The organism is Arthrobacter nitrophenolicus (genome assembly GCF_000332815.1).
Classification (GTDB): domain Bacteria; phylum Actinomycetota; class Actinomycetes; order Actinomycetales; family Micrococcaceae; genus Arthrobacter; species Arthrobacter nitrophenolicus.
Genome location: NZ_AOFD01000062.1, coordinates 1 through 24,574 on the forward strand (window position 1 = coordinate 1; position 24,574 = coordinate 24,574).

General features: G+C 65.6%; 19 protein-coding genes, 1 tRNA gene, 1 rRNA gene, 4 pseudogenes and 1 riboswitch. Of the genes and pseudogenes, 15 read left to right on the top strand and 10 right to left on the bottom strand.

Annotated elements, in window-relative coordinates; translation table 11 throughout:
• The first annotated feature begins 55 nt into the window (after nt 1–55).
• The 3 genes from rrf (at nt 56) to G205_RS17400 (ending at nt 1,323) form a co-directional block, all read left to right on the top strand.
• Nucleotides 56–172, top strand: a 5S ribosomal RNA gene (gene rrf / locus G205_RS17390).
• A gap of 105 nt (nt 173–277) precedes the next feature.
• The gene (locus tag G205_RS17395; protein ID WP_035753643.1) at nt 278–769 is read left to right on the top strand and encodes an SRPBCC family protein; all 492 of its coding nucleotides are present in this window, start codon (nt 278–280) and stop codon (nt 767–769) included.
• The gene (locus G205_RS17400; protein ID WP_009359144.1) at nt 766–1,323 is read left to right on the top strand and encodes a GNAT family N-acetyltransferase; all 558 of its coding nucleotides are present in this window, start codon (nt 766–768) and stop codon (nt 1,321–1,323) included. The genes G205_RS17395 and G205_RS17400 overlap by 4 nt, the downstream gene beginning before the upstream one ends.
• Here the strand turns inward: G205_RS17400 and G205_RS17405 are convergent.
• Together G205_RS17405 and G205_RS17410 are read right to left on the bottom strand one after the other, a co-directional pair.
• Nucleotides 1,307–2,362 carry a LacI family DNA-binding transcriptional regulator gene (locus G205_RS17405; RefSeq protein WP_009359145.1) on the bottom strand — a complete coding sequence of 352 codons (1,056 nt, stop codon included), beginning with the start codon at nt 2,360–2,362 and terminating at the stop codon, nt 1,307–1,309. The two genes, G205_RS17400 and G205_RS17405, sit on opposite strands and share 17 nt — an antisense overlap.
• A gap of 2 nt (nt 2,363–2,364) precedes the next feature.
• Nucleotides 2,365–4,094, bottom strand: a pseudogene (locus G205_RS17410) (glycoside hydrolase family 13 protein).
• A gap of 181 nt (nt 4,095–4,275) precedes the next feature.
• Here G205_RS17410 and G205_RS17415 point away from each other — a divergent pair.
• Nucleotides 4,276–5,664 (top strand): FAD-binding oxidoreductase, encoded by a 1,389-nt coding sequence (locus G205_RS17415; protein ID WP_009359148.1) that lies wholly within the window; start codon nt 4,276–4,278, stop codon nt 5,662–5,664.
• Here the strand turns inward: G205_RS17415 and G205_RS17420 are convergent.
• The 4 genes and pseudogenes from G205_RS17420 to G205_RS17435 all read right to left on the bottom strand — a co-directional run bounded on the left by G205_RS17420 (nt 5,661) and on the right by G205_RS17435 (nt 10,821).
• A complete protein-coding gene (locus G205_RS17420) occupies nt 5,661–7,076 on the bottom strand; it encodes a DUF4032 domain-containing protein (protein ID WP_009359149.1) in 1,416 nt (471 codons plus the stop codon). The two genes, G205_RS17415 and G205_RS17420, sit on opposite strands and share 4 nt — an antisense overlap.
• A gap of 120 nt (nt 7,077–7,196) precedes the next feature.
• Nucleotides 7,197–8,279: an ABC transporter ATP-binding protein gene (locus G205_RS17425; RefSeq protein WP_009359150.1), complete on the bottom strand. Its 1,083-nt coding sequence runs from the start codon at nt 8,277–8,279 to the stop codon at nt 7,197–7,199.
• 218 nt (nt 8,280–8,497) lie between these two features.
• Nucleotides 8,498–9,331, bottom strand: coding sequence for a trehalose-phosphatase (gene otsB, locus G205_RS17430; protein ID WP_009359151.1), 834 nt, complete (start codon nt 9,329–9,331; stop codon nt 8,498–8,500).
• A pseudogene (locus G205_RS17435) lies at nt 9,321–10,821 on the bottom strand (alpha,alpha-trehalose-phosphate synthase (UDP-forming)). Before G205_RS17435 ends, otsB begins: the two are co-directional and overlap by 11 nt.
• A 179-nt stretch (nt 10,822–11,000) precedes the next feature.
• Between G205_RS17435 and G205_RS17440 the strand changes: the two are divergent.
• On the top strand, nt 11,001–11,873 hold the full coding sequence (locus G205_RS17440) for a DsbA family protein (protein WP_009359153.1): 873 nt from the start codon (nt 11,001–11,003) through the stop codon (nt 11,871–11,873).
• A gap of 209 nt (nt 11,874–12,082) precedes the next feature.
• Nucleotides 12,083–12,159, top strand: a tRNA-Thr gene (locus G205_RS17445).
• Nucleotides 12,160–12,184: 25 nt separating this feature from the next.
• Here G205_RS17445 and G205_RS17450 read toward each other — a convergent pair.
• A complete protein-coding gene (locus G205_RS17450) occupies nt 12,185–13,135 on the bottom strand; it encodes a manganese catalase family protein (protein WP_009359154.1) in 951 nt (316 codons plus the stop codon).
• 266 nt (nt 13,136–13,401) lie between these two features.
• Here G205_RS17450 and G205_RS17455 point away from each other — a divergent pair, with 266 nt between their 5' ends.
• The 3 genes from G205_RS17455 (at nt 13,402) to G205_RS17465 (ending at nt 17,398) form a co-directional block, all read left to right on the top strand.
• Nucleotides 13,402–13,824 (top strand): ChaB family protein, encoded by a 423-nt coding sequence (locus tag G205_RS17455; protein WP_009359155.1) that lies wholly within the window; start codon nt 13,402–13,404, stop codon nt 13,822–13,824.
• A 138-nt stretch (nt 13,825–13,962) separates the two neighbouring features.
• The gene (locus G205_RS17460; RefSeq protein WP_009359156.1) at nt 13,963–16,131 is read left to right on the top strand and encodes an elongation factor G-like protein EF-G2; all 2,169 of its coding nucleotides are present in this window, start codon (nt 13,963–13,965) and stop codon (nt 16,129–16,131) included.
• Nucleotides 16,132–16,144: 13 nt separating this feature from the next.
• Nucleotides 16,145–17,398: an MFS transporter gene (locus tag G205_RS17465; RefSeq protein WP_009359157.1), complete on the top strand. Its 1,254-nt coding sequence runs from the start codon at nt 16,145–16,147 to the stop codon at nt 17,396–17,398.
• A 54-nt stretch (nt 17,399–17,452) separates the two neighbouring features.
• Here G205_RS17465 and G205_RS17470 read toward each other — a convergent pair whose 3' ends face one another.
• On the bottom strand, nt 17,453–17,785 hold the full coding sequence (locus tag G205_RS17470) for a hypothetical protein (protein ID WP_009359159.1): 333 nt from the start codon (nt 17,783–17,785) through the stop codon (nt 17,453–17,455).
• 142 nt (nt 17,786–17,927) lie between these two features.
• Between G205_RS17470 and G205_RS17475 the strand changes: the two genes are divergently transcribed.
• The 3 genes from G205_RS17475 (at nt 17,928) to G205_RS17485 (ending at nt 19,283) form a co-directional block, all read left to right on the top strand.
• Nucleotides 17,928–18,131, top strand: a complete 204-nt coding sequence (locus tag G205_RS17475) for a hypothetical protein (RefSeq protein ID WP_009359160.1) — start codon at nt 17,928–17,930, stop codon at nt 18,129–18,131.
• Between the two features lie 90 nt (nt 18,132–18,221).
• Nucleotides 18,222–18,524 (top strand): DUF4193 domain-containing protein, encoded by a 303-nt coding sequence (locus tag G205_RS17480; RefSeq protein WP_009359161.1) that lies wholly within the window; start codon nt 18,222–18,224, stop codon nt 18,522–18,524.
• Nucleotides 18,525–18,731: 207 nt separating this feature from the next.
• Entirely contained in the window at nt 18,732–19,283 is a 552-nt protein-coding gene (locus G205_RS17485) for an AMIN-like domain-containing (lipo)protein (protein ID WP_035753640.1), read from the top strand.
• Between the two features lie 83 nt (nt 19,284–19,366).
• Here G205_RS17485 and G205_RS17490 read toward each other — a convergent pair whose 3' ends face one another.
• Entirely contained in the window at nt 19,367–20,854 is a 1,488-nt protein-coding gene (locus G205_RS17490; protein ID WP_052014176.1) for an amino acid permease, read from the bottom strand.
• Between the two features lie 291 nt (nt 20,855–21,145).
• Between G205_RS17490 and G205_RS17495 the strand changes: the two are divergent.
• A pseudogene (locus tag G205_RS17495) lies at nt 21,146–21,624 on the top strand (Dps family protein).
• A gap of 96 nt (nt 21,625–21,720) precedes the next feature.
• Here the strand turns inward: G205_RS17495 and G205_RS17500 are convergent.
• Entirely contained in the window at nt 21,721–23,286 is a 1,566-nt protein-coding gene (locus G205_RS17500; protein ID WP_009359165.1) for an MFS transporter, read from the bottom strand.
• Nucleotides 23,287–23,370: 84 nt separating this feature from the next.
• On the opposite strand from G205_RS17500, the gene G205_RS17505 reads away from it, so the two are divergent.
• Together G205_RS17505 and G205_RS17510 are read left to right on the top strand one after the other, a co-directional pair.
• Complete coding sequence (locus tag G205_RS17505) at nt 23,371–23,907, top strand: TetR/AcrR family transcriptional regulator (RefSeq protein ID WP_009359166.1); 537 nt, start codon at nt 23,371–23,373, stop codon at nt 23,905–23,907.
• A 93-nt stretch (nt 23,908–24,000) separates the two neighbouring features.
• Nucleotides 24,001–24,098, top strand: a riboswitch (glycine riboswitch).
• A gap of 182 nt (nt 24,099–24,280) precedes the next feature.
• Nucleotides 24,281–24,574: pseudogene (locus G205_RS17510) on the top strand (glycine dehydrogenase (aminomethyl-transferring)); the annotation flags it as partial.

The window sequence follows — 24,574 nt, forward strand, 5'->3', positions numbered from 1 at the left end:
CTGTTGTAACCACAAAAGATTTCCCCACCCCATAACAGGGTGCGGGTCGAAGGGTTACGGCGGTCATAGCGTGGGGGAAACGCCCGGTCCCATTCCGAACCCGGAAGCTAAGACCCACAGCGCCGATGGTACTGCACCCGGGAGGGTGTGGGAGAGTAGGACACCGCCGGACATAACATTAGTAGGGCCTGACAGCGAATGTCAGGGCCCTACGACTTTAACCACCACACACCCCCCGGCACCGACGCCCAGGGCCACCCCGGTAGAGTTGATCACCATGAACAGCCTCTTCAGCCATGGCCAGGATTCCTGGGACGCCGACACCCAGCCCGCATCGGATCTGCTCGAGCCCGTCGTGAACACCGTCGTGGTACCGGGGACCATAGCCCACGCCTTTGCCGGCTTCACGGACCATACACACTTGTGGTGGCCGCTTGAAGCCCATGGTGTATATGGGGCTGACTCGTACGTTGAGTTTGAAGAGAACCTCATCCTCGAGACGGCTGACGACGGCCGGACAAGCATCTGGGGAACACTTGATGACTGGCAGCCGCCATTTTCCTTCCATGCCACCTGGCACCCAGGCACCACTGCCCTGTGGTCCACCGAGCTCCTTGTTGTCTTTAGAACGGTGGAACAGGGAACGGAGGTACGCGTATTCCACGACGGGTGGGAAGGCGCTGAGGACCCTGCTGCAGTACGTGCCGAATACGCCGGCGCCTGGCCGGAAATCCTGACGAGGTATGCACGCTTCATGGGCGCTGAATGACCAAAATCCGTCGACTGGAACAAGGGGACTGGGCGCTCTACCGGGATATTCGCCTGGAAATGCTCGCAGACACACCTACGGCATATGTTGAGCCGCTCGAATCGGCGTCACGCCAGACCGACGGGCAGTGGCAGGCACGCACGGCGTCGATGGTCAGCCCGGGAAACATTGCTTTCGTTGCTTGCGACGCTCCGGGCCGTGGCCGCTTTGAGGCGCTGATGTGGGTGGCACTAAGAAAACCCCAGGACCCGCAACGGCCCCGCCAGGCGATACTGCTCAGCGTCTTCGTGGCAGGCCGGCAGAGAGGCACCGGACTGGCTGACTCAATGCTGCGCGGGTGCATTGCCGCAGCCAGGGATGAACTGCAGGCGGACCTGCTGGAGCTTGGAGTGCATGAGGACAACATGCGTGCCCAGCGCTTCTACCTGCGCCATGGCTTCAGGGACACGGGAAGGCGGGAGCCCTACCCTTTGGATCCGGCAGCCCGGGAACTGGTGATGGAACTGCAGCTAAAGCCGGCAGCTGATGGCGGCGCAGCTACGCCGTACCGGTAGAGGCCTGCACAGGCGGGACAGCTGTACTCGTCCGGATGATGAAGTCCGTCGGGTATTCGTGGTCGGTGGCACTGTGGGCAGCACCGCCGTCGGACTTCCCCCTGCCGTCGCCCAGCAAGCCAAGAGCGGTACGTGCGGCCAGCCGGCCCTGCCCCCGCGGGTCCTGGCTGATGGTGGTCAGCCCGAACGTCTCACCAAGCTCGTGCCCGTCCATGCCCAGCACGGAAAGATCGTGCGGAACCTGCAGGCCAAAGTCGCGAGCTGCGAGGATGATGCCAACAGCCATTTCATCGGAAGCAGCGAAAACGGCCGTGGGCCGCTCCGCTGCCGTCCCCAGCAGGCGGCGCGCACCCGCGTAGGCTCCCTGGATGGTGAAATCGGCCGGTACCAGCCACTCCTGGCGCAGCGGCAGGCCGGCAGCTGCCATCGCCTTTTCAAAGCCGCTGCGGCGGATTCCCGGCAGCTTGAAGTCGCGGTCGAGTGCGGCGTCGCCTGTCATGTGCGCTATCCGGGTGTGGCCAAGCCGGATAAGGTGGTCCGTCGCCTCCCGTGCCAGCCGCTCATCGTCGATGCGGATGGTGGAAGCACCCGGCAGCGCACCACCGATGCCCACAATCGGCCGGTGAACGGCCAGCAGTTGCCGGATCTCCTCTTCGCTGAGCACCAGTGCAACCGCAATTACAGCGTCCAGTCGCTTCCGCAGGAGGAAGTCGTTGAGCACGCTGCTGCGCCGTTCAGGCTGCTCGCCCACGTTGTACAGCGTCAGGTCGTAACCGGCGTCCAGCAGTGTCTCCGAGACGCCTTCCAATACCGAGGAGAAGTACCACCGGTGCACGTGTGGCACGACTAGCCCGATGTTGTGGTTGCGCCCCGAAGCGAGGCTGGAAGCGTGGTAAGAGGGGACAAAGCCCAGCTCCTGCGCAGCCTCCTGGGCGAGCCGGCGGGCCCGCGCCGACACGTTGGTCTTCCCGCTCAACGCCCGGGACACGGTGGCAACGGACAGGCCCGCCTTGGCTGCTACCTCCTTGATGCCCGCCATGCTCAGTCTGCTGCGGCGCCGGATCCAAGCTGGATCCAGGCAGTCTCGCCAGAGGCGAGGCGCGTGCCGGACTCCGAGGGAAGGCTGCGGACGATGACCTGCCCGGCGGGCATTTCCAGGGGCTCGTGGTTGAGGTTCATAAGCACCAGCGTAGTGCCGTTCACGTACCCCAATGAGGAGCCGGTGCACCAGTTCTCCGCCCAAGCGAGTGAGCCCCGGCCCAGGTTCAGGTCGCGGCGGATCCGAAGGATGTTCCGGTACAGCGAGAGGTGCGACGACGGCGAAGCGGCCTGGACGTCCCGCGCCAAGGCCGGGAACGACGGCGGAAACGGCAGCCAGGGGGTGTCTCCGGCACCAAAGCGAGATGCTTGTCCGCGGCACGCCAGGGGAGTGGAACGCGGCATCCGTCACGGCCCAGGCGTTCCCCGCCGGTCCGCGCGAACGTGGGGTCCTGCCGTTGGTGCTCGGGGATGTCGACGCCGTCGGGCAGCCCAAGCTCCTCCCCCTGGTACAGGTAGGCGGCGCCGGGCAGGCCCAGCATGAACAGCGAAGCGGCGGCTGCACGGCGCCTGCCGAGGTCATGGTCCGGCTGGGGGTCCGCCGGGCCAATGCCGTCGCCGTCACGCGGGCCAAGCCCGTTATAGCCAAAGCGGGTGGCGTGCCGGACGACGTCGTGGTTGGACAGCACCCACGTGCTGGGTGCGCCCACCCCGTCCAGGACCGTCAGAGAATCCGTGACCACCGAGCGCAGCCGGTATAGGTCCAGGCCTGCGTGGAGGTACGGAAAGTTGAATGCCTGGTGCATTTCGTCCGGGCGGACCCAGTGGGCCAACCGGTGCAGGTCCACGCTGGCCTCGGCGCACAGGATCCGGTCCGGTCCGTACTCGTCCAGGATCCGCCGCCAGTAGCGGTAGATGTCATGGACAGCGGGCTGGCCGAACATGGGTGCCTCGTGGCCTGGGAACCCGTCGCTGCTCCCGCCATCCGCACGTCCGCCCCAGGCCGGCAGCCCGGGAGCCTTGACGAGCGCGTGGGCAACGTCAACGCGGAAACCGGAGACGCCACGGTCCAGCCAGAACCTGAGGACGCGTTCGAACTCGGCGTGCACCGCGGGGTTGTCCCAGTTGAAGTCCGGCTGGGACGAATCGAAGAGGTGAAGGTACCACTGGTCCGGCTGGCCGTCGGGTCCGGCAACACGGGTCCAGGCCGGCCCGCCGAAGTGGGACTGCCAATTGTTGGGCGGCTCGTGGCCGCCGGGGCCGGTGCCGTCGCGGAAAATGAACATCTCGCGCTCCGGGCTGCCGGCGGGCGCCGCCAGGGCAGCCTGGAAAGCGGCGTGCTGGTCGGAGCAATGGTTGGGAACCAGGTCCACGATGACCCGCAGTCCCAGCCGGTGGGACTCGGCCATCATGACGTCAAAGTCGCCGAGGGTGCCGAAAATCGGATCCACGTCGCAGTAGTCGCTGACGTCGTAGCCGGCATCGCGCTGCGGAGAGCGGTAGAAGGGCGAGAGCCAGACCGCGTCCACGCCGAGGTCCGCCAGGTGCGGGAGCTCCTCAGTGATGCCGGCAAGGTCGCCTATGCCATCGCCGTTGAAGTCCCGGAACGATCGCGGGTACACCTGGTAGATCACGGCAGAGCGCCACCAGCCCGGCACGGCGTCCGGAGCGTGGATCAGCGTCAGCGGGCCCGCATCGAGTGAAGTGCCGGGGGTCACAGTTTCGATAGACATGATTGACAGCTTAGACAGGTGAACGCAAAAAATGAAAACGCTTCCATGTGGTTACGTATGGAACCAGCTCCCATAATCTTGTTTCTGCAGGTCACAAGTGGAAGCGCTTGCAAGTGCGGGGGGAAGGTTACGAAGTGCGTGCGCTGCTGCCCCTAGACTGAGGAGACGGATCCGACGCCGGATGGAGGCTTTTGTGGGCAGCGTGGTTGATGAACTCGAGGGCATGCTCGCCCCCGGACAGGTTGACGTCAGGGAAGCCGCGCTTCGCCGGTACGCCGTGGACCAGGCGCCCGTCATCGACTTCCACCTGCCACTCGCCGTCGTATTCCCGCAGTCCGTTGCAGACGTCCAGGCCGTGGTGCGCAGCTGTGCGGCCAGGGGCGTGGCGGTGGTGGCCCGGGGAGCTGGGACCGGCGTATCCGGAGGCGCCCACGCCACGCGCAACTGCATTGTCATGTCGCTGGAGCGGATGGACCACATCCTTGCGCTGAACCCGGATGACGAAACGGCCGTCGTGGAACCCGGAGTGGTCAACGCAGTACTCAATGAGGCCGCCGCCGTACATGGCCTCATGTACGCACCGGATCCTGCGAGCTTCCGCACGTCCACGATCGGCGGCAATGTGGCCACGAACGCCGGCGGGCTGCGCTGCGCAAAGTACGGGGTCACCAGGGATTCGGTGCTGGCCCTCGATGTGGTGCTTGCCGACGGTTCCCTTCTCCATACCGGCCACCAGACCTTCAAGGGCGTGGCGGGCTATGACCTGACGGGCCTGTTTGTCGGCTCGGAAGGGACGCTTGGCATTGTCGTCGGCATCACCGTGCGCCTAAAGTACCTGCCCCACGAGGTGCATACGGTGGCAGCCTTCTACCCCGACTTCCGGGTGGCCGCCGCAGGGGTCCTGGCGGTCGGCAAGGCGCGGGTCCAGCCCGCCATCATGGAACTGCTCGACGGCGGCACGCTGGCCCAGCTGGACGACATCCACGGGTCGAACCTCACCGCCCGGGGCGGCTCCCTCCTCCTGGTCCAGACGGACGGGTTCGGCGCCGAAGCCGAGGCGGAGGTGGTGCGCAGAGTCCTTCGGTCAGGCGGTGCAGTGGTGACTGCGGAAGCCAACGCCGAGGCTGAACGGCTGGTGGAGCTCCGGCGGCACAGCAGGGGCGCCGAGGTTGACGATGAGTACCGGGTAGGCGAGGACGTGGCCGTGCCGCGTTCGCGCCTGGTGGATTATGTCGGCGAGCTGGAGAACATGGCCGCACGCCACAACGTGAACCTCAAGGTGGTGGCCCATGCCGGGGACGGCAACCTGCACCCCACCTTCTGGATTGAGCGGGACGGCCAGGGCGTGGATGCCGGGGCAATGGAGCGGCTCCAGCGGGCCCTGGACGAGTCCATTACGGCAGCATTGGACATGGGCGGCACCATTACGGGCGAACACGGCGTGGGCCAGTACAAGCTGCGGTGGCTGGGGCAGGAGCAGCCGGAGCCGCTGCGGCAGCTTCAGCGCAGGATCAAGGACCTGTTCGACCCTGAGGGCATCCTGAACCCGGGCAAAGCGATCCTGCCTTAGTCGTCCGCGTCCGGGTATTCGTCGATGGACTCCTCGTCGCCATACCGGGACTCCTCGGTCTCCACCTCAAGGATCTTCAGCAGCCCGGTGTCCGGATTCAGCATGATAGCTGCTTCATCCCGGCGGTGGCGGAGGATGGAGTCGATGTAGGACTGGACCGCCTCGGCCAGGGGAATGTGGCGTTCCTGCTTCTCGGACATGTACCAGCGGTGCTCCAGGACTTCGTGGACCACCTCCGCCTGCTCCAGCTTGCCGGACATGTCGCGCGGAATGGAACGGACGATCGGCTCGAAAACCTGGCTGACCCACAGGTGGGCACTGTATTCCTCATCCATGTCCGGGTTGTTGTCGGCCCGGAAGGAGTCCATGTCATTCAGGAGGCGGCGCGCCTGGTTTTCCTGTGCGTCCAGGCCGGTGAGGCGGAGCAGGCGCCGCTGGTGGTGCCCGGCGTCCACCACCTTCGGCTGCAGCTGGATGGTGGACCCGTTCTGCGTGGTCTTGATGGCGTATTCCTCGACGTCGAAGCCGAGTTCGTTGAGCCGGCGGATGCGGGCACCCACACGCCAGCGCTCGCCGAGTTCGAAGGACTCCTTCTCGGTCAGCTCCGCCCAGAGGCGGCGGTAGCTGTCCATGATGAGTTCGCTGGTGGCCACGGGGTCCACCTTTTCCTCGATCAGGCCGCCGTCCAGGAGGTCCATGAGTTCGCCGGCGATGTTGACGCGCGCGATTTCAAGATCGTATTCGCGCTGGCCGGTGGAGAGGTCCGGGTACAGCTCACCGGTTTCCGCGTCCACCAGGTAGGCGGCAAAGGCGCCGGCGTCGCGGCGGAACAGGGTGTTGGAGAGGGACACGTCGCCCCAGTAGAACCCGATCAGGTGCAGCCGCACCAGGAGCAGCGCCTGCGCGTCGATGAGGCGCGTCAGGGTGTCCTTGCGGAGCATCTGGGAGAACAGCGCGCGGTACGGCATGGAGAACTTGAGGTGCCGGGTGACCAGGACCGGGTTGAGCGGCCGGCCGTCCGGGGTTGCACGGCCTGTAATGACCGCCACCGGCTCAACGCAGGGCACGTCCAGCCGGGCGAGCTTGCGGAGCATGTGGTATTCGTGCCGTGCCACGTGCTCGGAGGTTTCCTTGATGGCGATGACGGAGCCGCCGAGGTGCGCGAAGCGGACGATATGCCGGGAGATACCGCGGGGCAGCGCCGCCAGGTATTCAGCCGGCCAGTCCTCCAAAGCGATGTGCCACGGCAGGTCCAGCAACTCGGGGTCCGCGGCAGCGGCGGTGATGTTGAGCGACGAGACCGAGGCGGCTTTCCCGTCATCGGCACTGGCCGCCACGAACCGCGGCAGTTTTCCGATCTGCGCGTAGTCGGTGGGTTCGTCGTGCCACTGGGCGCTGTATTCCTCGGTCATGGTTCAATTCTTCCGTACTTGGCGGTGGGCGCCTAAATCGCCGGCAGGCGCAGTTAAAGGCCGACGGCGGCCCACACCGTTTCCTAAAAGGGTGTGGGCCGCCGTCGGTTAGGACGCGATTTAGTCGCCGAGGCGCAGGCCGGTCTTGGTGTCGAACAGGTGCACGTGGCCCGACTGCGGGCGAACGTAGATGGCCTCGCCCTTCATCGGGGGACGGCGGCCGTCGACGCGTGCCACGATGTCGTGGTCCTTGCCGTCCAGCGTGGTGTGGCCGTAGACGTAGGCGTCGGCGCCGAGCTCTTCGACGACGTCCACCTCAACCTTCAGGCCCTCGCCGTGCGGCGCGGTTTCCAGGTCTTCGGGACGGCTGCCAAGCGTCACGGTGGAGCCGTGAGCCTCTTCGAGAACGTCGCGCGGCACGGGGTAGACGGTGCCGCCGAACTGGACGCCGCCGTCGACGACGGGCAGTTCCAGCAGGTTCATGGCGGGGGAGCCGATGAAGCCGGCAACGAAGACGTTCTTGGGACGGTCGTAGAGGTTGCGCGGGGTGTCAACCTGCTGCAGCAGGCCGTCCTTGAGCACAGCCACGCGGTCACCCATGGTCATGGCCTCGACCTGGTCGTGGGTCACGTAGACCGTGGTGACGCCGAGGCGCCGGGTCAGGGACGCGATCTGCGTACGGGTCTGGACGCGCAGCTTGGCGTCCAGGTTGGAGAGCGGTTCGTCCATGAGGAAGACCTGCGGGTTACGCACGATGGCGCGGCCCATGGCAACACGCTGGCGCTGACCGCCGGAGAGTGCCTTCGGCTTGCGGTCCAGGTACTGCTCGAGGTCGAGGAGCTTGGCTGCTTCGCGAACGCGCTCAGCGCGCTCTTCCTTGGAGACGCCGGCGATCTTGAGGGCGAAGCCCATGTTGTCGGCCACAGTCATGTGCGGGTACAGCGCGTAGTTCTGGAACACCATCGCGATGTCGCGGTCCTTCGGCGGAACATCGGTGACGTCGCGGTCACCGATCAGGATGCGGCCGGCGTTGACGTCCTCGAGGCCCGCGAGCATGCGCAGGGAGGTGGACTTACCGCAACCGGAGGGTCCCACGAGGACCAGGAATTCGCCATCGGCGATGTCGATGTTGAGCTTATCGACGGCGGGCTTTTCTGTGCCCGGGTACAGACGCGTAGCGTTATCAAAAGTAACTGTAGCCACAGTTATCAATCCCTTCACCGGCAGGTACGTGCCGGACGATCCGTTGTGAATGGTTCATGTTTGTTCAGTTTTGTGTTGCAAGGTGAACTGCGGACTGGCCGCAACGCACCGAGTGACGCCGCACGGTGTCTGTGCGCCACATCACAAGCAAGAGTATGTCAGACGCCTTGTTTATTGTTGCAAATGTTACGGACGTCACATGTCGTCCTGGACACCTTTTACCCCTGCGCCTCTTGCGGATCCTCTTCCGCCACGGCAAGGCTCCGCTCCTGGAGCAGCGCCTCAAGCAGCTCCGCCACATGTACCGGCGCCTCCACGCGGTACTGGGCCTGGGTGAAGTCCAGGCCCACTTTCACGCCCACATCGCCGGGCTCCAGCCGTGCCAGCGCGTCCTCGTCAGTGGTGTCGTCGCCCGCGAACAGGACTGCCGTGGCTCCTGTGACCTGCCGCAGGAATGTGACGCCTTCGCCTTTTGAAGCGTTGACGACGGAGGTCTCCAGGACCCGCTTGCCGTCCTTCAGGAACACGCCCTTGCGGTCCTGCAGCAGTGAGCGCGCGGCAGCCACGGCGTCGGCGGCAACGTCGTCCGCTGCCTGGCGCGTGTGCAGCACCACCCCTGCCGGCTTGTCCTCGAGCATGGTTCCGGGGGCGTTGGCCACAATTTCAGCAAGGATGGCGCGGACCTCGGCCAGCAGTTCCTTTTGCTGAACATCAAGCGTGAGCCCGGTGGAGCCGGGCCCCAGCCAGGCTTCCGCCCCGTGGCTGCCAATGAGCAGTGACTCCACCGGCGGCGAAGCGACGGCGCGCAGGCTGGCGAGGGCGCGGCCTGAGATGAGGGCCGTCGTCGTCCGCGGCAGCGCGGCCAGCCCCGCGAACGCTGCGGCCGCACGGGGAAGGGGGCGTGCGTCGTCGGCGTGTGCCACGATGGGCGCCATGGTCCCGTCGAAGTCCATGGCCACCAGCAGATGATCGGTGCCGGCCACGCGCCGGACGGCCTGCCGGAGCTCCGGGGAGAGCGCCAGGAAAGTTCCGGTGCTGCCGTCAGGAGTCATCCCGGACCACCTTTTCGTTCAGGGCCCGGAGGAAATCGGCGGACCAGGCGTCCACGTCGTGTTCAAGAATCTGCTTCCGCATGGCGCGCATCCTCCTGGCGGCGTCGCGGGGCGGCAACTCCACGGCACGCATGATGGTGCTCTTGAGGCCGTCGATATCGTGCGGGTTCATCAGTAGGGCCTGCTTGAGCTGGTCGGCAGCACCCGCAAATTCGCTGAGGACCAGGGCGCCGTCGTTATTGGTCCGGGCGGTCACGTATTCCTTTGCCACGAGGTTCATGCCGTCCCGCAGGGCGGTGACCAGCATGACATCGGCGGCCAGGTACAGGGCCACCATTTCCTCCACCGGGTAGCTGTGGTGCAGGTAGCGGACGGCGGTGTTTTCGATGGTGTCGTAGGTGCCGTTGATGTGCCCCACCGTGCCCTCCACCTCTTCGCGCAGCAGGCGGTACTGTTCCACGCGTTCACGGCTGGGGGAAGCCACCTGGATCAGGGTCGCGTCGCCCACCTTGAGCTTGCCGTCGGCCAGGAGTTCCTCGAATGCCTTGAGCCGGTGCCGGATGCCCTTGGTGTAGTCCAGCCGGTCCACGCCGAGCAGGATGGTCTTGGGATTTCCCAGGTCCTGGCGGATCTGCCGTGCCCGCTCGATGATTTCAGGCTTGGCCGCAAGTTCGCTGATCTGCTGGACGTCGATGGAGATGGGAAACGCCTGTGCCCGGGCGATGTGGGTGATCTCGCCGTCCTGGCCTTTGACATGCACCTGCTGCTGCTTGACGCTGGCCCCCAGGAAGCGCCGTGCCGAGCGCATGAAGTTCCCCGCGTCGCTGACCCGCTGGAAGCCAACCAGGTCGGCGCCGAGGAGGCCGTCAATGATCGCGTGCCGCCAGGGCAACTGCGCGAAAATCTCCGGTGGCGGGAAGGGGATGTGGTTGAAGAACCCGATCCGCAGGTCCGGCCGGGCCCGGCGCAGCATCCGGGGGACCAGTTGCAACTGGTAGTCCTGCACCCACACGGTGGCGCCGTGGTCCGCATGGCGGGCGACGGCGTCGGCGAACCTCTGGTTGACCTTCCGGTAGGTGTCCCACCAGGTGCGGTGGAATTCCGGCGGGGCGATGACGTCGTGGTAGAGCGGCCAGAGGGTGGCGTTGGAGAAGCCTCGTAATACAGCTCCACATCGTCGGTGCTGAGCTGGACGGGCACCAGGTCCATGCCGCCGTGGCTGAAGGCTCTACCGTTTCATCGGGTGCACCGTGCCAGCCCACCCATGCGCCGTCGGTCTTTGTCATCATCGGGGCCAGCGCGGTCACCAGGCCGCCCGGCGAGCGGCGCCAGCCTGAACCGTCATCCCCGCTTTCGCCGGCGGCGCAGCGGTCAACGGGCAGCCTGTTGGAGACCACCATGAAGTCGTATTTCGTCACCCTGCCATGGCTCCTGCCGGCGGCGCCGGCCTCAGCTTTAGCGGCGGGTTTTTCCTGGACGGGTGTTTGCATTGCGGCCCCCTGGGGTTGCTTGTGCCTCTTTCCCCACCCTAACGGGACGGAATCATCGGTGCTATTCGTCCGTTGGTCAAGCCGTAGGAATACTTGAAGGGGCAAGCTCTCAGGTTTCTCCCCTAAAATGGGGGTGTGCCACGAAGTGGACCCCCTACGTCGATCGACCCAAGGAACACATGAGCCCTGCAAACGAAGTACGCAAGTCCAAGGCTGAGCGAACCGCGGAGGCGCGCGAGAAAGCGCGCCTGATCCGGGAGGCGCAGCTCAAGAAGGACAAGCGCAACAAGCTGCTGATCGGCTGGGGCATCGTGGCGGCGGTGGTGGCCATCCTGGCGGTCGTGGCCCTGGTGGTTACCACCAGCATCCGGCAGAACACGCCCATCGCAGACCAGGGCCCGGTGCCGGCAAACGGCAACGTCAACGGCGGTGTGACGCTGCTGGCCAACACCGAGGTGAAGTCCACGGATGCGGCCACGGTGGACATTGCCAACGTTCCGGCCAAGCAGGACGCCCCCAACCCGGTGGTGGCCCCTGGTGCCGAGGCCGAAGAAGGCCAGCCGGTGAAGATCGTTGCCTACATCGACTTCATCTGCCCCGTCTGCAAGCGCTTCGAGGACACCTACAACGACTCGCTCACCGGGCTCCGCAACGAGGGCAAGATCTCCCTTGAATACCGGCCGCTGGGCTTCCTGGACCGCCAGTCCAGCACCAATTACTCTTCCCGCGCAGCGAACGCCGCCGCGTGCGTGGCTGACCAGGCGCCCGACAAGTATGCCGAATACGTCGACGTCCTGTTCACCAACCAGCCTGCCGAAGGCGGTGAGGGCCTCTCGGACGACAAGCTCAAGTCACTGGCCAGTGACATTGGTGCGGACATCAACAGCTGCGTTGATGACAAGACCTTCCGTCCCTACGTGAAGTACTCCACCCAGCTGGCGTCCAACACGGGCATCACCGGCACGCCCACCATCTTCATTGACGGCAAGCAGTGGGACGGCACCACCGACCTCAACGCCGACATCCAGGCTGCGATCGACGCGAAGGCGTAGCACCGCCGGACTGTTGCACGCCGTCGGACTGTTGCACGCCGTCGGACTGTTACAGAAGGGGCCCGTTCCCGGAACATCAAACTGTTCCGGGAACGGGCCCCTTGTTGTCCGCTTCGGTGCGGCCTGCCCCGGCCGCCGGCGTTTTTACCACCGGCGGGAGTTGGGCTAACCTTATCTAGCGCCGTCACGGCGCCCGCCCGCCAGGGCATGCCTCCTTAGCTCAGTTGGCCAGAGCACCGCTCTTGTAAAGCGGGGGTCGTCGGTTCGAATCCGACAGGGGGCTCCACGAGAACCCGCCGAGGGGCCAACTCCTAGCTCCCGGACACCCGGGGGTTGTCAGCCTCCTGAAGTTCCACCTCGGCCGTCGCCTGGATCAGTGCCAGGAGTTCAGGGTCCAGCCCCGGGGAGAACTCCTCCCGGCGTTCAGGCGAAATGGTCATCGGGGCGCCCTCCGGCATGACATCGGTCCGCAGTTCCGTTCCGTCATTGGACGGGGACGCGCCCCGGAAGAGCTTGCCGGCCTCGCTGAGGTTGTCCGCACTGAACGTGTACTGGATGCTCTGGAGGCCCTGGTCCAGCAGCTTCTTCACCTCCGGGAATTGTTCAGCCTTGGTCTTGGGGATGGGCAGGACCTTGCCCCAGTTCACGCCGAGGCTTTCGAGGGCCTTGGCGAAGGCGTTTTCATGGGCCTGGTCCCGGACGATGAGGTAGGCGATGGTGGACCGGGCGGTCTTGTTGTCCGTCATTTCGTAGATCCGGCACTTCTGCAGCCGGCCGGTGGATTCAAGCATCAGGTTGTACAGCAGGTCCAGGACCAGGTTTCCGCTGTTGTACACGTAGGAACCGCTCCAGGGGTTGCCGACGGAGTCGACCGGCAGCGCACCCTGGGCCCCCACGAGGTAGTGGTGGATGTTGCCTGTGTCGAGGGCGATCTTCAGCGGGGTGGCTCCCTTTGCGCCCGGCTCGTCCACGGGGTCGGTCTTCTTGCCCTGGTATCTCGGGGAACCGTCCAGCAACTGGGAAATCGTGGTTCCAATCAGCTCGACGTGGCTGATCTCCTCCGTTCCAACGCCCTGGAGGAGGTCCTTGTAGGGCTTTGCCGCCGCGTCGCCGCGGAAATTCATGCTCTGGAACAGGTACTGCATCATGGTGCGCATTTCGCCGAATTGCCCGCCAAGGCCCTCCTGGAGGGCGTTCGCTGCGGCGGGGTCCGGCTCATCGGCGGCGATTTCATTGATCAGGAGTTGGGTGTGCAGGTACATGGGGCCGTTTCCTCACTGTTGCTCTGATACTGAATGCTGCAGTTCATCGGTTCAACGGCCCTTGGTTCCACGGCCGCAGTAACTCCCGGAGCGCTGTGGCCGTCCGCCCATGGACCCGATGGACAACCAGTGCCCCCATACCATAAGCATGCTTAGTATCTGGCTGGCAAGGGTTCCGGGAAAAGTTGGGGGCATGCTCCTCGGCCGGGCTTAAGCTGGTGTCATCTTCAAATGATCAGCCTGCTGATAAAAGGAGGATGGGTGCCATGCCCAAGACCGGAAAAAACCAGCACGCACGCAAGGACGAGCTTCCGTCCACGCTGCAGCGCTCGGAGCAAAAAGCCCAGGACACGTTCGCCAAGACCTACGATTCGGCGTTGGAGTCCTACAGCAACGATGAGAGCCGCGCCGCCCGCGCCGCCTACGCGTCCCTGAAGCACAGCTACGAGAAGGTGGGGGACCACTGGGAACCCAAGGGCAAGAAGGGCCCTTCTGACAAACGGGCCGAGGAGGGCGTCAAATCCTCCAAGCCCACCGCCGGCGGAGTGGATGCCAATGCCTCCAAGGAGCACCTGCTCCGGCTCGCCAGGAAGCTGGATGTCAAAGGCCGCTCAAAGATGGACAAGGGCGAACTGGTCAAGGCGCTGCAGAAGGCCAATGACGCAGCCACCCGCAAGGCCAGGGAGTAGCCTCTGTACGCATTCATGCCGTAACAGGGCACATTGCGGGTTCCGGGCCGCCGGCGCTCTTGCCGTAACGCGTCCCAGGGTGTCGAATCAGAGGACACGCTAGGACGGGTTGCAGGGCAAAGACGCCAGGAGGATCCCATGTCGGTGAAAGGCACGAAGGACACAGCGAGGACATCCGGCGGCAGGACCGGCCCGGAAACACGCCGCTTGGACGGCTCCGCGGGAATTGCGGCCGAGGATCCGGCCAGGATCCGCAACATTGCGCTGGTCGGCCATTCCGGTGCCGGCAAAACTATGCTCATTGAAGCCCTGCTTGCCGCCAACGGCATGATCACGCGGAAAGGATCCATCGCCGACGGCACAACCGTAAGTGACTCCGATCCTGCCGCCGTCCACCAGCAGCGCTCCGTCACGCTCTCGCTGGTGCCCCTGCTCGTGGACGGCATCAAGGTCAACCTGCTGGACACTCCCGGCTACCCGGACTTCATCGGCGAGATGCGCGCCGGGCTGCGGGCCGCGGATGCCGCACTCTTCGTCGTCTCGGCCGTCGACGGGATCGACGCCACCACCACTGCCCTGTGGGCGGAGTGCGAGCAGGCGAGGCTGCCACGCGCCGTCGTGATTACCCGGACGGACCATCCGCGGGCTGATTACGACGGCGCCCTCGCCGAGTGCCAAAAGGCGTTCGGCGAGGGCGTCCTTCCGCTCTACGTCCCGGTCCGGACGGGCGGCGACGTTACCGGGCTCTTAGGGCTCTTGTCCCGTACCGTCACCGATTATTCGGCAGGGGAGACTCCCGGCAACCGCGAGGCGGACGACGGCGAACTGGCAGGCGTGGAGGCGGCCAGGGGCGAGCTGATCGAGGGAATCATCGCCGAGAGCGAGGATGAGTCCTTGATGGACCGCTATTTGGGCGGCGAGGACATCGACACCGGAGTGTTGATCGATGACCTGGAAACCGCTGTGGCCCGGGGCTCCTTCTTTCCGGTCCTTCCGGCGTCGGCGCTGACCGGCCTGGGAACGGCCGAACTGCTGGAAGTGCTGGTCCGCGCTTTTCCGCCGCCAACGGAGCGCGGCCTGCCGGGGGTGACCGACCTGGCGGGACAACCGGAGGGGTCGCTGGCCTGCGACCCCGCCGGACCGCTGGCCGCCGAGGTGGTCCGGACATCCATCGACCCGTTCCTGGGGCGGATCTGCCTTGTCCGGGTCTTTTCCGGGACGCTGCGTGAAGACTCACCAGTGCATGTTGGCGGGCACGGGCTTGCGGACCGCGGCCACCAGGACCACGACACCGACGAGCGCGTCACCCACATCTACTCGCCTCTCGGTGCAACCCTGCGGCCCGTGCCGTACTGCGTTGCGGGGGACATGTGCGCACTGGCCAAACTGGGAAGCGCCGAAACAGGGGACACCATCTCCTCCCGGGACAAGCCCCTGATCCTCGCCACCTGGGAGATGCCGGAGCCGCTGCTTCCGGTGGCGGTGGAACCGGATTCCCGGAGCGACGAGGACGCGCTGGCGCGGAGCCTGGGCAAGATCGCGGCCGGCGACCCCACCCTTCGGGTGGAACGGAATGCCGAAACCCACCAGCTGGTCCTGTGGGTGATGGGCGAGGCACACGCCGAGGTGGTGCTGGACCGGCTGCGCGAGCAGGGCGTGAAGCTGCACACGGTGGACGTGGTGACCCCGCTTCGGGAAACATTCGCGGCACCCTCCGCCGGGCACGGCCGCCACGTGAAGCAGTCAGGCGGCCACGGGCAGTATGCCGTCTGCGATATCGAGGTGGAACCGCTCGACCGCGGCGGAGGGTTTGAGTTCCTGGACAAGACAGTTGGCGGGGTGATCCCCGGGACCTTCATCCCGTCCGTGGAGAAGGGTGTCCGGGCACAGATGGAGAAGGGAGTATCGGCAGGATTCCCGGTGGTGGATGTGCGGGTAACGCTGGTGGGTGGCAAGGCGCACAGCGTTGACTCCTCCGACGCCGCATTCCAGGCCGCCGGCGCGCTGGCGCTGAGGGAGGCGGCTGCAGCCGGAAAAATCCAGCTCCTGGAGCCAGTGTCATCCGTGGGCATCACCGTTTCGGACGAGCACGTCGGTTCCGTCATGAGCGATCTGTCCGGCCGGCGGGGAAGGCTCACCGGCACCACCTCCACCGGGGACGGGCTGACCGAAATCAGCGCGGAGGTGCCGGACCAGGAACTGCTGCGCTACGCCGTCGAACTCAGGGCGCTGACCGCCGGAACCGGCCGGTTCACCCGCCGCTACCTGCGGCACGATCCCGTTCCCGCCAGTTTCAGCCCCTCCTAAGCCTTTCCTCCCGATGAACGCGGCCGCACGGAAGATCCAGCGGGTCTACCTGACCCTGACACTCGGCAACACCCTTGCGACGTCCTTCATCTGGGGGATCAACACCCTGTTCCTGCTCGACGCCGGGCTCAGCAACCTCGAAGCCTTTGCCGCCAACGCCTTCTTCACGGCCGGCATGGTGCTCTTCGAAGTGCCTACCGGCGTTGTGGCGGACAGCTGGGGCCGGCGGGTGTCATTCCTGCTCGGCACCATCACCCTTGCCTCGTCCACATTCCTGTACTACCTGCTCTGGCAGTGGTCAGCGCCGTTCTTGTGGTGGGCTGTTGTCTCCGTGCTGCTGGGCCTGGGCTTCACCTTCTTTTCCGGCGCGGTGGAAGCCTGGCTGGTGGATGCCCTGCATTATTCCGGCTACGACGGCGGCCTGGAAGCGGTGCTCGGGCGCGGACAGATGGTGTCCGGGGTGGCAATGCTGGGCGGTTCCGTGGCAGGCGGCGTGATCGCCCAGGCCACCGACCTCGGTGTGCCGTTCCTGATCCGCGTGGGCGTCCTGGTGGCCATGTTTGCCGTGGCGTTCCTGCTGATGCGCGACGTCGGCTTCACGCCGGAGCGGTCGGCGCACCCCCTGCGGGCCACCCGGTCCGTCCTCAAGGCTTCGATCGACGGCGGCTTCAAGCACCCGCCGGTGCGGTACATCATGCTGGCAGCCCCATTCACCGAAGGCGTGGGCTTCTATGTGTTCTATGCCCTGCAGCCCTACCTGCTCCAGCTGTTCGGTGACCCCCGGGCCTACGCCGTTGCAGGGCTGGCGGCTGCCATCGTGGCGGGGGCGGACATCGTGGGCGGCTGGATGGCGCCCCGCGTGCGGCAACGGGTGCGCAGGCGCACCACCGTGCTGATCGTGAGCAACGTGGTCAGCTCAGTGATCCTGGTGGTGCTGCTGTTCACCACTACTTTCTGGCTGGCCCTGGTCCTGCTGGCACTGTGGGCAGTGGTGGGCGCGGCAGGCACGCCGGTGCGCCAGGCGTACCTGAACGACATGATTGCGTCCAAGCAGCGCGCCACTGTCCTCAGCTTCGATTCCCTGATGGGTTCCAGCGGCGGCGTGGTGGTGCAGCCCCTGCTCGGCCGGAGCGCAGACCTTTACGGCTACCCGGCATCACTGGCAGTCAGCGGCGCCGTGCAGCTGCTGGCCGCGCCGTTCATCCTGCTCAGCCGCCGGCAGCGCTCGCAGGCGGATACGGCGTCGGACCTCACCGCAGCCACCTAGCCGCACACCGCTCTCTGGCCAGCCCGGAACCGCCGCAGCCTCAGTCCCCGTCCATCAGTTCCAGCAGCTTCCGCGCCGCATCGCGGATGTCGTCGTGGCCGTACTGGGCGGCCCTTCCCTCCAGCGAGATGACCGCGCACCGGTGCACCTTGCTGAAGTCCCCGTAGGAAAGCTGACGCTCCCCTTGGTACCCTCCGACTTTTCGTCGTCGCGGCCCAGGTGCCACGCTGCGAAGTCCTTGAAGCCGTGCTTGTCGATGAACGAATTTTCCTGGTCCGTGGACGGGGCGTGCTCGCTCCAGTCATCCCGGATGTCCCGCTCCACCTTTCCTTCCTTGATCAGCTGGCGGGCCTGGGCAAGTGCCGTGCGGTTGAGCTTCGCTGCCATGATGCCTCCTTCAACGCTGTACTCCGGCTGATGGGGCCGGCGCGCTTTCAGCGTAGGACCACGCCCGGTAAACCGCCACGGATTAACGGCTGCGAGACCGGCGGGAAACGTGCCCACAACAATCGCCGCATAGGTTGCAGGCATGACAGCTGACCTTCTCCTGCGGCTTCGCACCTGGCTGACCGGCACTTTCACCTACGAGTCGCCGGACGAGGCCGCCGGCGCCATGGCCGATGCCACCCGCTGGGGCTGGCTCCCCGCGCTCAGCGGCGTGGCTGTTGGAGCAGGCCAGGCCCGCGCCGCGCACGGCGAATCCGTGGCGGATGCTGCGCCGGCGTCCGAATGAACACACTATTGCGCTGGTGACGGGATCATGCCCTAAACTGCTTCACTGAGGTGCCGGAAATGGCGCTGCGCAGCAACGAAAGTGAAGGCTATGGCTACCGATTACGATGCTCCACGCAAGCAGGAAGAAGAGTCTCCGGCTGACTCGCTCGAGGCCCTCCAGGCGTCACGGGGCGGCAATGCGCAGACCGCGGTCATAGACCTCGATGAGAACGACACCGCCGAAGGTATCGACCTGCCCGGCGCCGACCTTTCGAATGAGGAACTGACCGTCATCGTCGTTCCCGAGCAGCAGGACGAGTTCACCTGTTCATCGTGCTTCCTGGTCCGCCACCGGTCCCAGGTGGCGCTTGAGAAGAACGGCCTGAAGTACTGCATTGAATGTGAAGGCTGACCGCCGTTACCGCCGGTAACGGCCTGATGCAGAAACGGCACCGGAAGGGTCAAGAAAGGCCAGGAATGGGTGCCGCTTTTATGGCCTCTTAATGCTGGCCGCCGGAGGCTAACGGTTGCGCGCCGAAGCGGCCACAGGCCTCGTTTCGCGCGCCCGGGGCTCCTAGTCTTGAGCTATCCAATCGCTCCTTCCCTGGGTGGCTCCACAATGAAAAAACTCTCCATTTGGCTCACGGCTATCCTCATGGCCGTCGGGCTGGGAATCCTGGTTCCGGGGCCCGCCTCGGCAACCACCTCGTATTGCGGGCTGGTGTGGGGGTCACTGGCCAAAGCTGAAGACTCGTTCGGCAAAGCATCCGTCACCAACGTCCGGACCGGGCAGCACTACTGCTTCGACCGCTTGGTGGTGGACCTCAACGGCCCGGAAACGGGCTACAACGTGCGTTACGTCGCGAACGTGGTCCAGGACGGTTCCGGCTTCACGGTCCCCGTCCGGGGCGGCGCCCGGCTGCAGGTCACGGTCAATGCCCCCGCCTATGATCCGGAAACCGGGCAGCCCACGTACAACCCCGCTAATCAGGCTGAACTCACCAACGTTGCCAATTACCAGACCTTCCGCCAGGTGGCTTGGGCCGGCAGCTACGAGGGGTACACCAACCTCGGACTCGGCGTCCGTGCCCGCCTTCCGTTCCGGGTGTTCACCCTGGATGGCCCGGGTTCCGGTTCCCGCCTGGTGGTTGATGTGGCGCACTTCTGGTGACACGTCCGCCGTCGCAAGGCAAAAAGGTGCCGTACTCCCGGATCCGGGGGTACGGCACCTTCTTTAGTGCTGGATGCGGATTCCTACTCGGGGACCACCAGGGCGGGGGTGTCCCGTTTCAGGGTTTCGCCCCGGAAGAAGCCGGGCCGCACCTTGGACATCACCAGCATGAATACCGCGCCCATGGCCAGGATCCCGACGCCCAGCACGAAGACCAGGCCGACGCCGAAGACCTCCGAACCGCTGCCGAACTCGGGTGCGAGGCTGTCCACGGCGGTCTGGAGGAACACCACGTACAGGCCCACCCCGCCAAGAACGGGGCACAGCAGCCGCAGGATGAAGTTGCGTGCGCTGCTGAAGACGCTGTGCCGGAAGTACCAGGCGCAGGCCAGGGCAGTCAGGCCGTAGTAGAAGCAGATCATCAGGCCCAGTGACACGATGGTGTCGTTCAGGACGTTCTCGCTGACCACGTGCATGACGGCATAGAACCCGGCAGAAACAACGCCCGCGATAACGGTGGCGAAGCCCGGCGTCGCGAACTTCCTGCTGACCTTGCCGAACCGCTCCGGCAGGGCCCCGTAGTGGCCCATGGCCAACAGGCCGCGCGCCGGGGACATAAAGGTGGACTGCAGGGAGGCGGCTGAGCTGGACAGCACGGCAAGGGACATCAGGATGGCGAACGGGCCCATGATGGGCGAGGCGAGGGCCGTGAAAATGTTCTCGTGGTTGTCTTCATTGTTCAGCCCGTTGCCCGTATCTCCGAGGCCGGCGAACATCATGGTGGCGATGCTGACCAGGAGGTAGATGGCCAGGACGATGATGGCGGTCAGGGTACCGGCCACACCGGCTGTTTTCTTGCCGTTGGCCGTTTCCTCGTTGAGGGTCAGGCAGACGTCCCATCCCCAGTACACGAAGATGGACAGCGAGATCCCGGCGGCTATCTGGCTGAAGGTTTCGACCTTGGTGATGTCGAACCAGTCCCAGCTGAAGGGGATGGCCGTTTCTGAGGCGGACCAGTTGGCGAATGCCATGGCCACGAATAGGCCAAGGACCAGCAGCTGGAACCCCACAAGGCCGTACTGCACCAGCTTGGTGGCGTGCAGGCCGCGGTAGCTGACCCAGACGGCCAGGGCCACGAACACGAAGCAGGTCAGGACGTTGATTGCCTTGTTGTCGGCAAGGTCGGCCAGTTCGGCGGAGCCTGTGAGCTGGGAGAGGAAGAGGTAGAAGAAATCGACGGCCACGCCCGCGAGGTTGGACAGGACGATGATGCTGGCGGCGAGCAGGCCCCAGCCGCCCATCCAGCCGACCCACGGGCCAAAGGCCTTGGTAACCCACGTGAAGGTGGTGCCGCTGTCAGGGGAGTCGGCGTTGAGTTCCCGGTAGGCGAGCGAGACCAGGATCATGGGGATGAACCCGATCAGGAAGATGACAGGCAGCTGGAGTCCGACTTCATTGACGGTGGGTCCCAGTGCGCTGGTGAGGGTGTAGGCGGGGGCAATGGTGGAAATGCCGAGGACGACGACGGCGAGGAGCCCCAGCTGGCCGCCTTTCAGTCCTTTGGCGGTGATTCCGCGCTGCCGGGAGTGTGTTTGCCGGAGCCGGCCGGGGACGTGCTGGTGCGGAGTGTCTCTGTCATGGCACCACTTTCTGGAAGACTTTATGACCGCGGTCACTATATGAATGACGTTCATTTAGTATGGGGGCACCGGCGTGGAAGCGCAAGGGGAAATATGAATCACATTCGTTTATGACCGCTGGCGGCAAATTAGTAAGCTCACTGAGAAATCTTCCTTCGGCCCTGCTCCAGCCTCCGGCGGGACTGGTACCGTCGCAACTACTGGACCAATCGAGGAGGACCCATGAAAGCTTCACCGACACTGACCAATAACCTGCAGGCTGTGCTCGCGACTTGATCGAGCTGCACATCCAGGGCAAGCAGGCGCACTGGAACATTGTGGGCACCAACTTCCGTGACCTCCACCTCCAGCTTGACGAGATTGTCGACGCCGCGCGCCAGTTCGCCGACGATACGGCCGAGCGCATGCGAGCCCTTCACGCCCTTCCGGACGGCCGCAGTTCGACGGTTTCGGCCTCCACCAGCCTGGCGCAGTTCCCCGACGGCCTGATCAGCACCAAGGATGCGATCGAACGGATCGTCGCCGCCTTGGAAGCTGCCGTGGGCACCATGCGCAAGGTCCATGATGAGGTGGACGAGGAGGATCCCACTACGGCCGACCTGCTGCACGAGTTCATCCTCAAGCTGGAGCAGTTCGCCTGGATGGTGAACGCCGAAACCATGAAGCCCACGGCCAGCGTGACCGCTCCGGATTCCAAGTAGTCCGTCGGCGCGGAGCGCCGGCCCACAGCAAGCGCCCGGCGCTGGAGGTTCATCTCCGGCGCCGGGCGCTTTTTTGTACCCTCCAGGCCTTCCGCCTTAGGCGGCTGTTGGGACTTTGCGAAGTACGACGGCGGCGAGGACCGCCGCCGCGGCCATCAGTACCAGCCCGATTGCCGCGGTGACGTGGACACCGGAGTCGAAGGCGGCCGCCGCGGCCTGTCGCACCGCGTCCGCCAGGGGTGCAGGCAGGGCGGCGGCCACATCCATGGCACCGGCGAGGGTTTCGCCGGCGTTGTGGATGGCGCCCGCGGATGCCGACTCCGCCAGGGCGTCCGGCAGCCGGAGATTGTGCTGGTAGGAAGCCGTCAGGATCGAGCCCAGTACCGCGGTGCCCAGGAGTGCGCCCACTTCGTAGCCGGTCTCCGAGATGGCAGCGGCGGCACCGGACTTCTCCGGCGGCGCGGCCCCCAAAATGAGGTCATTGGAAATGGTCTCGGCCGTGCCTACTCCCAGGGCAAGCACCAGCAGGGCTGCCAGCAGCAGTGAAGGGCCGCCGTCGTGGTTTCCGAAGCTGACCATGCTGTAGCCCGCGGCGCTGAAGGCCAGCCCGGCGGCCACCACGAACCCCGGCCGAACGCGCCGCACGAGCGGAACTACGGCCAGCCCGGCCACCACCGTGGCCACGAGGGCCGGGATCATCGCGATGCCCGCTGCCGAAGGGGACATGCCCTCAAGCAGCTGCAGGTGCTGGGCCAGGAAGAGGATGAATCCGTTGAAGGAAAAGAGGGCCAGGACGTTGGCCGTAATGGCCATGCTGAACACCCTGTTCCGGAACAGGGGCATATCCAGGAGTGGATTGGCCAGCCGCAGCTGCCGGCGCACGAAGACTGCGCCCATGGCCAGGCCGAAGGCGATGCCCGCGATGGCCGCCGGGCCGGCGCCTTCCGTGGCCAGTTCCTTGATGCCGTAGACCAGGGGAACCATCACCAGCAGGGACAGCAGGATACTGGGCACGTCCACGCGGCCCGGGGCGGGATCCTTTGACTCCGGAATGAAGGAAGGGCCGAAGGCCAGGAGGGGCAGCATGAGCGGCACGGCCACCAGGAACACTGCGCCCCACCAGAACTGCTCCACCAGCCAGCCGCCGAAGATCGGTCCCAGGGCCGCGCCGCCGGAGAAACCGGCGGCCCAAATGGCTACCGCCAGCCTGCGGCGGCTGGGCTGCGGAAAGATGTTGCGGATCAGGGAGAGCGTGGATGGCATCAGCATCGCGCCAAAGAATCCCAGGGATGCCCGGCCGGCGATCAGCCAGGCGGGGCTTGGGGCGAAAGCCGTGGCCGCGGACAGGGCGGCAAAGCCGATGCTGCCGATAATCAGCAGCTTCCGCCGGCCGATGCGGTCACCGAGGCTGCCCATGGACACCAGCAGGCCGGCGAGCACCAGCGGGTAAGCGTCCACGATCCAGAGGAGCTGGACGCCGGTGGGTTCCAGGGCGCGGGCGATGGCGGGCAGGGCAAAGGTGAGTGCCGTGTTGTCCACGGCAACCAAGAGGACCGGGAACATCAGTAAGCCCAGGGCCAGCCAGTCGCGCCAGGGCGCCCGGACGGCCGGGCCGCCGGCGGGTGCCGTTGGGGTCCTGGTGGTTGCTGCGGAAGTTGTCATGCGATAACTATACCGTCCAGACGGTATAGTTACGAATCCGGTCCGGTTGGAGGGGCCACCGCTCCAACGGGCATGATTAGACGCATGCCCCGAAAGCCCGTAGCCCGTGAAGCGGTCCTTGACGCCTTTGAAGCCCTCCTGATTGAGGTGGGGGAGCGCGCGGCAACCCTGGACGCCGTCGCGGCGAAGGCCGGAGTGTCCAAAGGCGGACTGCTGTACCACTTCCCGAACAAGGAAGCCCTGATCCAGGTGCTGCTGGACCGGCTGGACGGGCTGGCGGGAGCCGACGCCGATGCGATGGCAGCCGCCGGGGAGGGGGCTGCGGCCTACTTCATCCGCACATCCGTCTGGGCCGACACCCCGCTGGACCGCGCGATCGTCGCGGCAACCCGCCTGGCGGAGGTGGCGCACGAGGAAACGCGCCGCCGGTTTGCAGCGATCCAGCAGCGCTGGCTCGACGAGATCGCGGCCGACGTCGGCCCGGCCCTGGCCAAAGCAGTGCTGTACATGGGGGATGGGCTCTACTTCAACGCCATGCTGTCTGTGGGGCCGGTACCGCCGGGCGGTGCGGCCGCGGATGTGGACGAATTGCTGGCAGCCTTGGAACGCCTGCGGCGGTAGCCGGCCATTTGCCCCAGCCGCGGTGGCGTAGGACAATTGGGGGCTGTGGGAGCTGTCACCGGCCCCCGCACAGCAACCCAAATGAATAGCCCTTGATCTGCGGCGGGAGAGTTCTGCCGGATAGTACAGCAGGCGCCGTAGGAGCAAACCCTCCCCAGGAATCTCACAGGCCCATGTACCGCCGCGGCGAGGCGCCTCTGGAAAGCAGCAGGCAGTCCGCTGGGTGACCCGCAGTGCGGGAAACCCGGGGCTGTTGTGTTCACCGACGGTGCAAGCGGGGCCATGCGCAAGCTGGCAACGCGGAAACTCTCAGGTCCAATACAGAGCGGGGAGGAACCCGAATCGCTGCGGCGTACCCTGCGCCGCCTGACTCATGGAGTTCCCCGTGACCGTTTCCCCGGCCCCTGCCACCGCCACTTTCGTTGACCGGCACATTGGTGCCCGCCGCCAGGCCGATGTCAGCGCCATGCTCAAGGCCGTCGGTTACGACACCGTGGATGCCCTCGTTGACCGGGCCGTGCCCAAGGACATCCGGCAGGATACGCCGCTGAAACTGTCCCCGGCACTGAGCGAGGTGGAGGCGCTCGCCGAGCTGCGCAAGCTTGCGGCCAAGAACAGGACTGCCGTCCAGATGATCGGGCAGGGCTACTACGACACCGTGACGCCG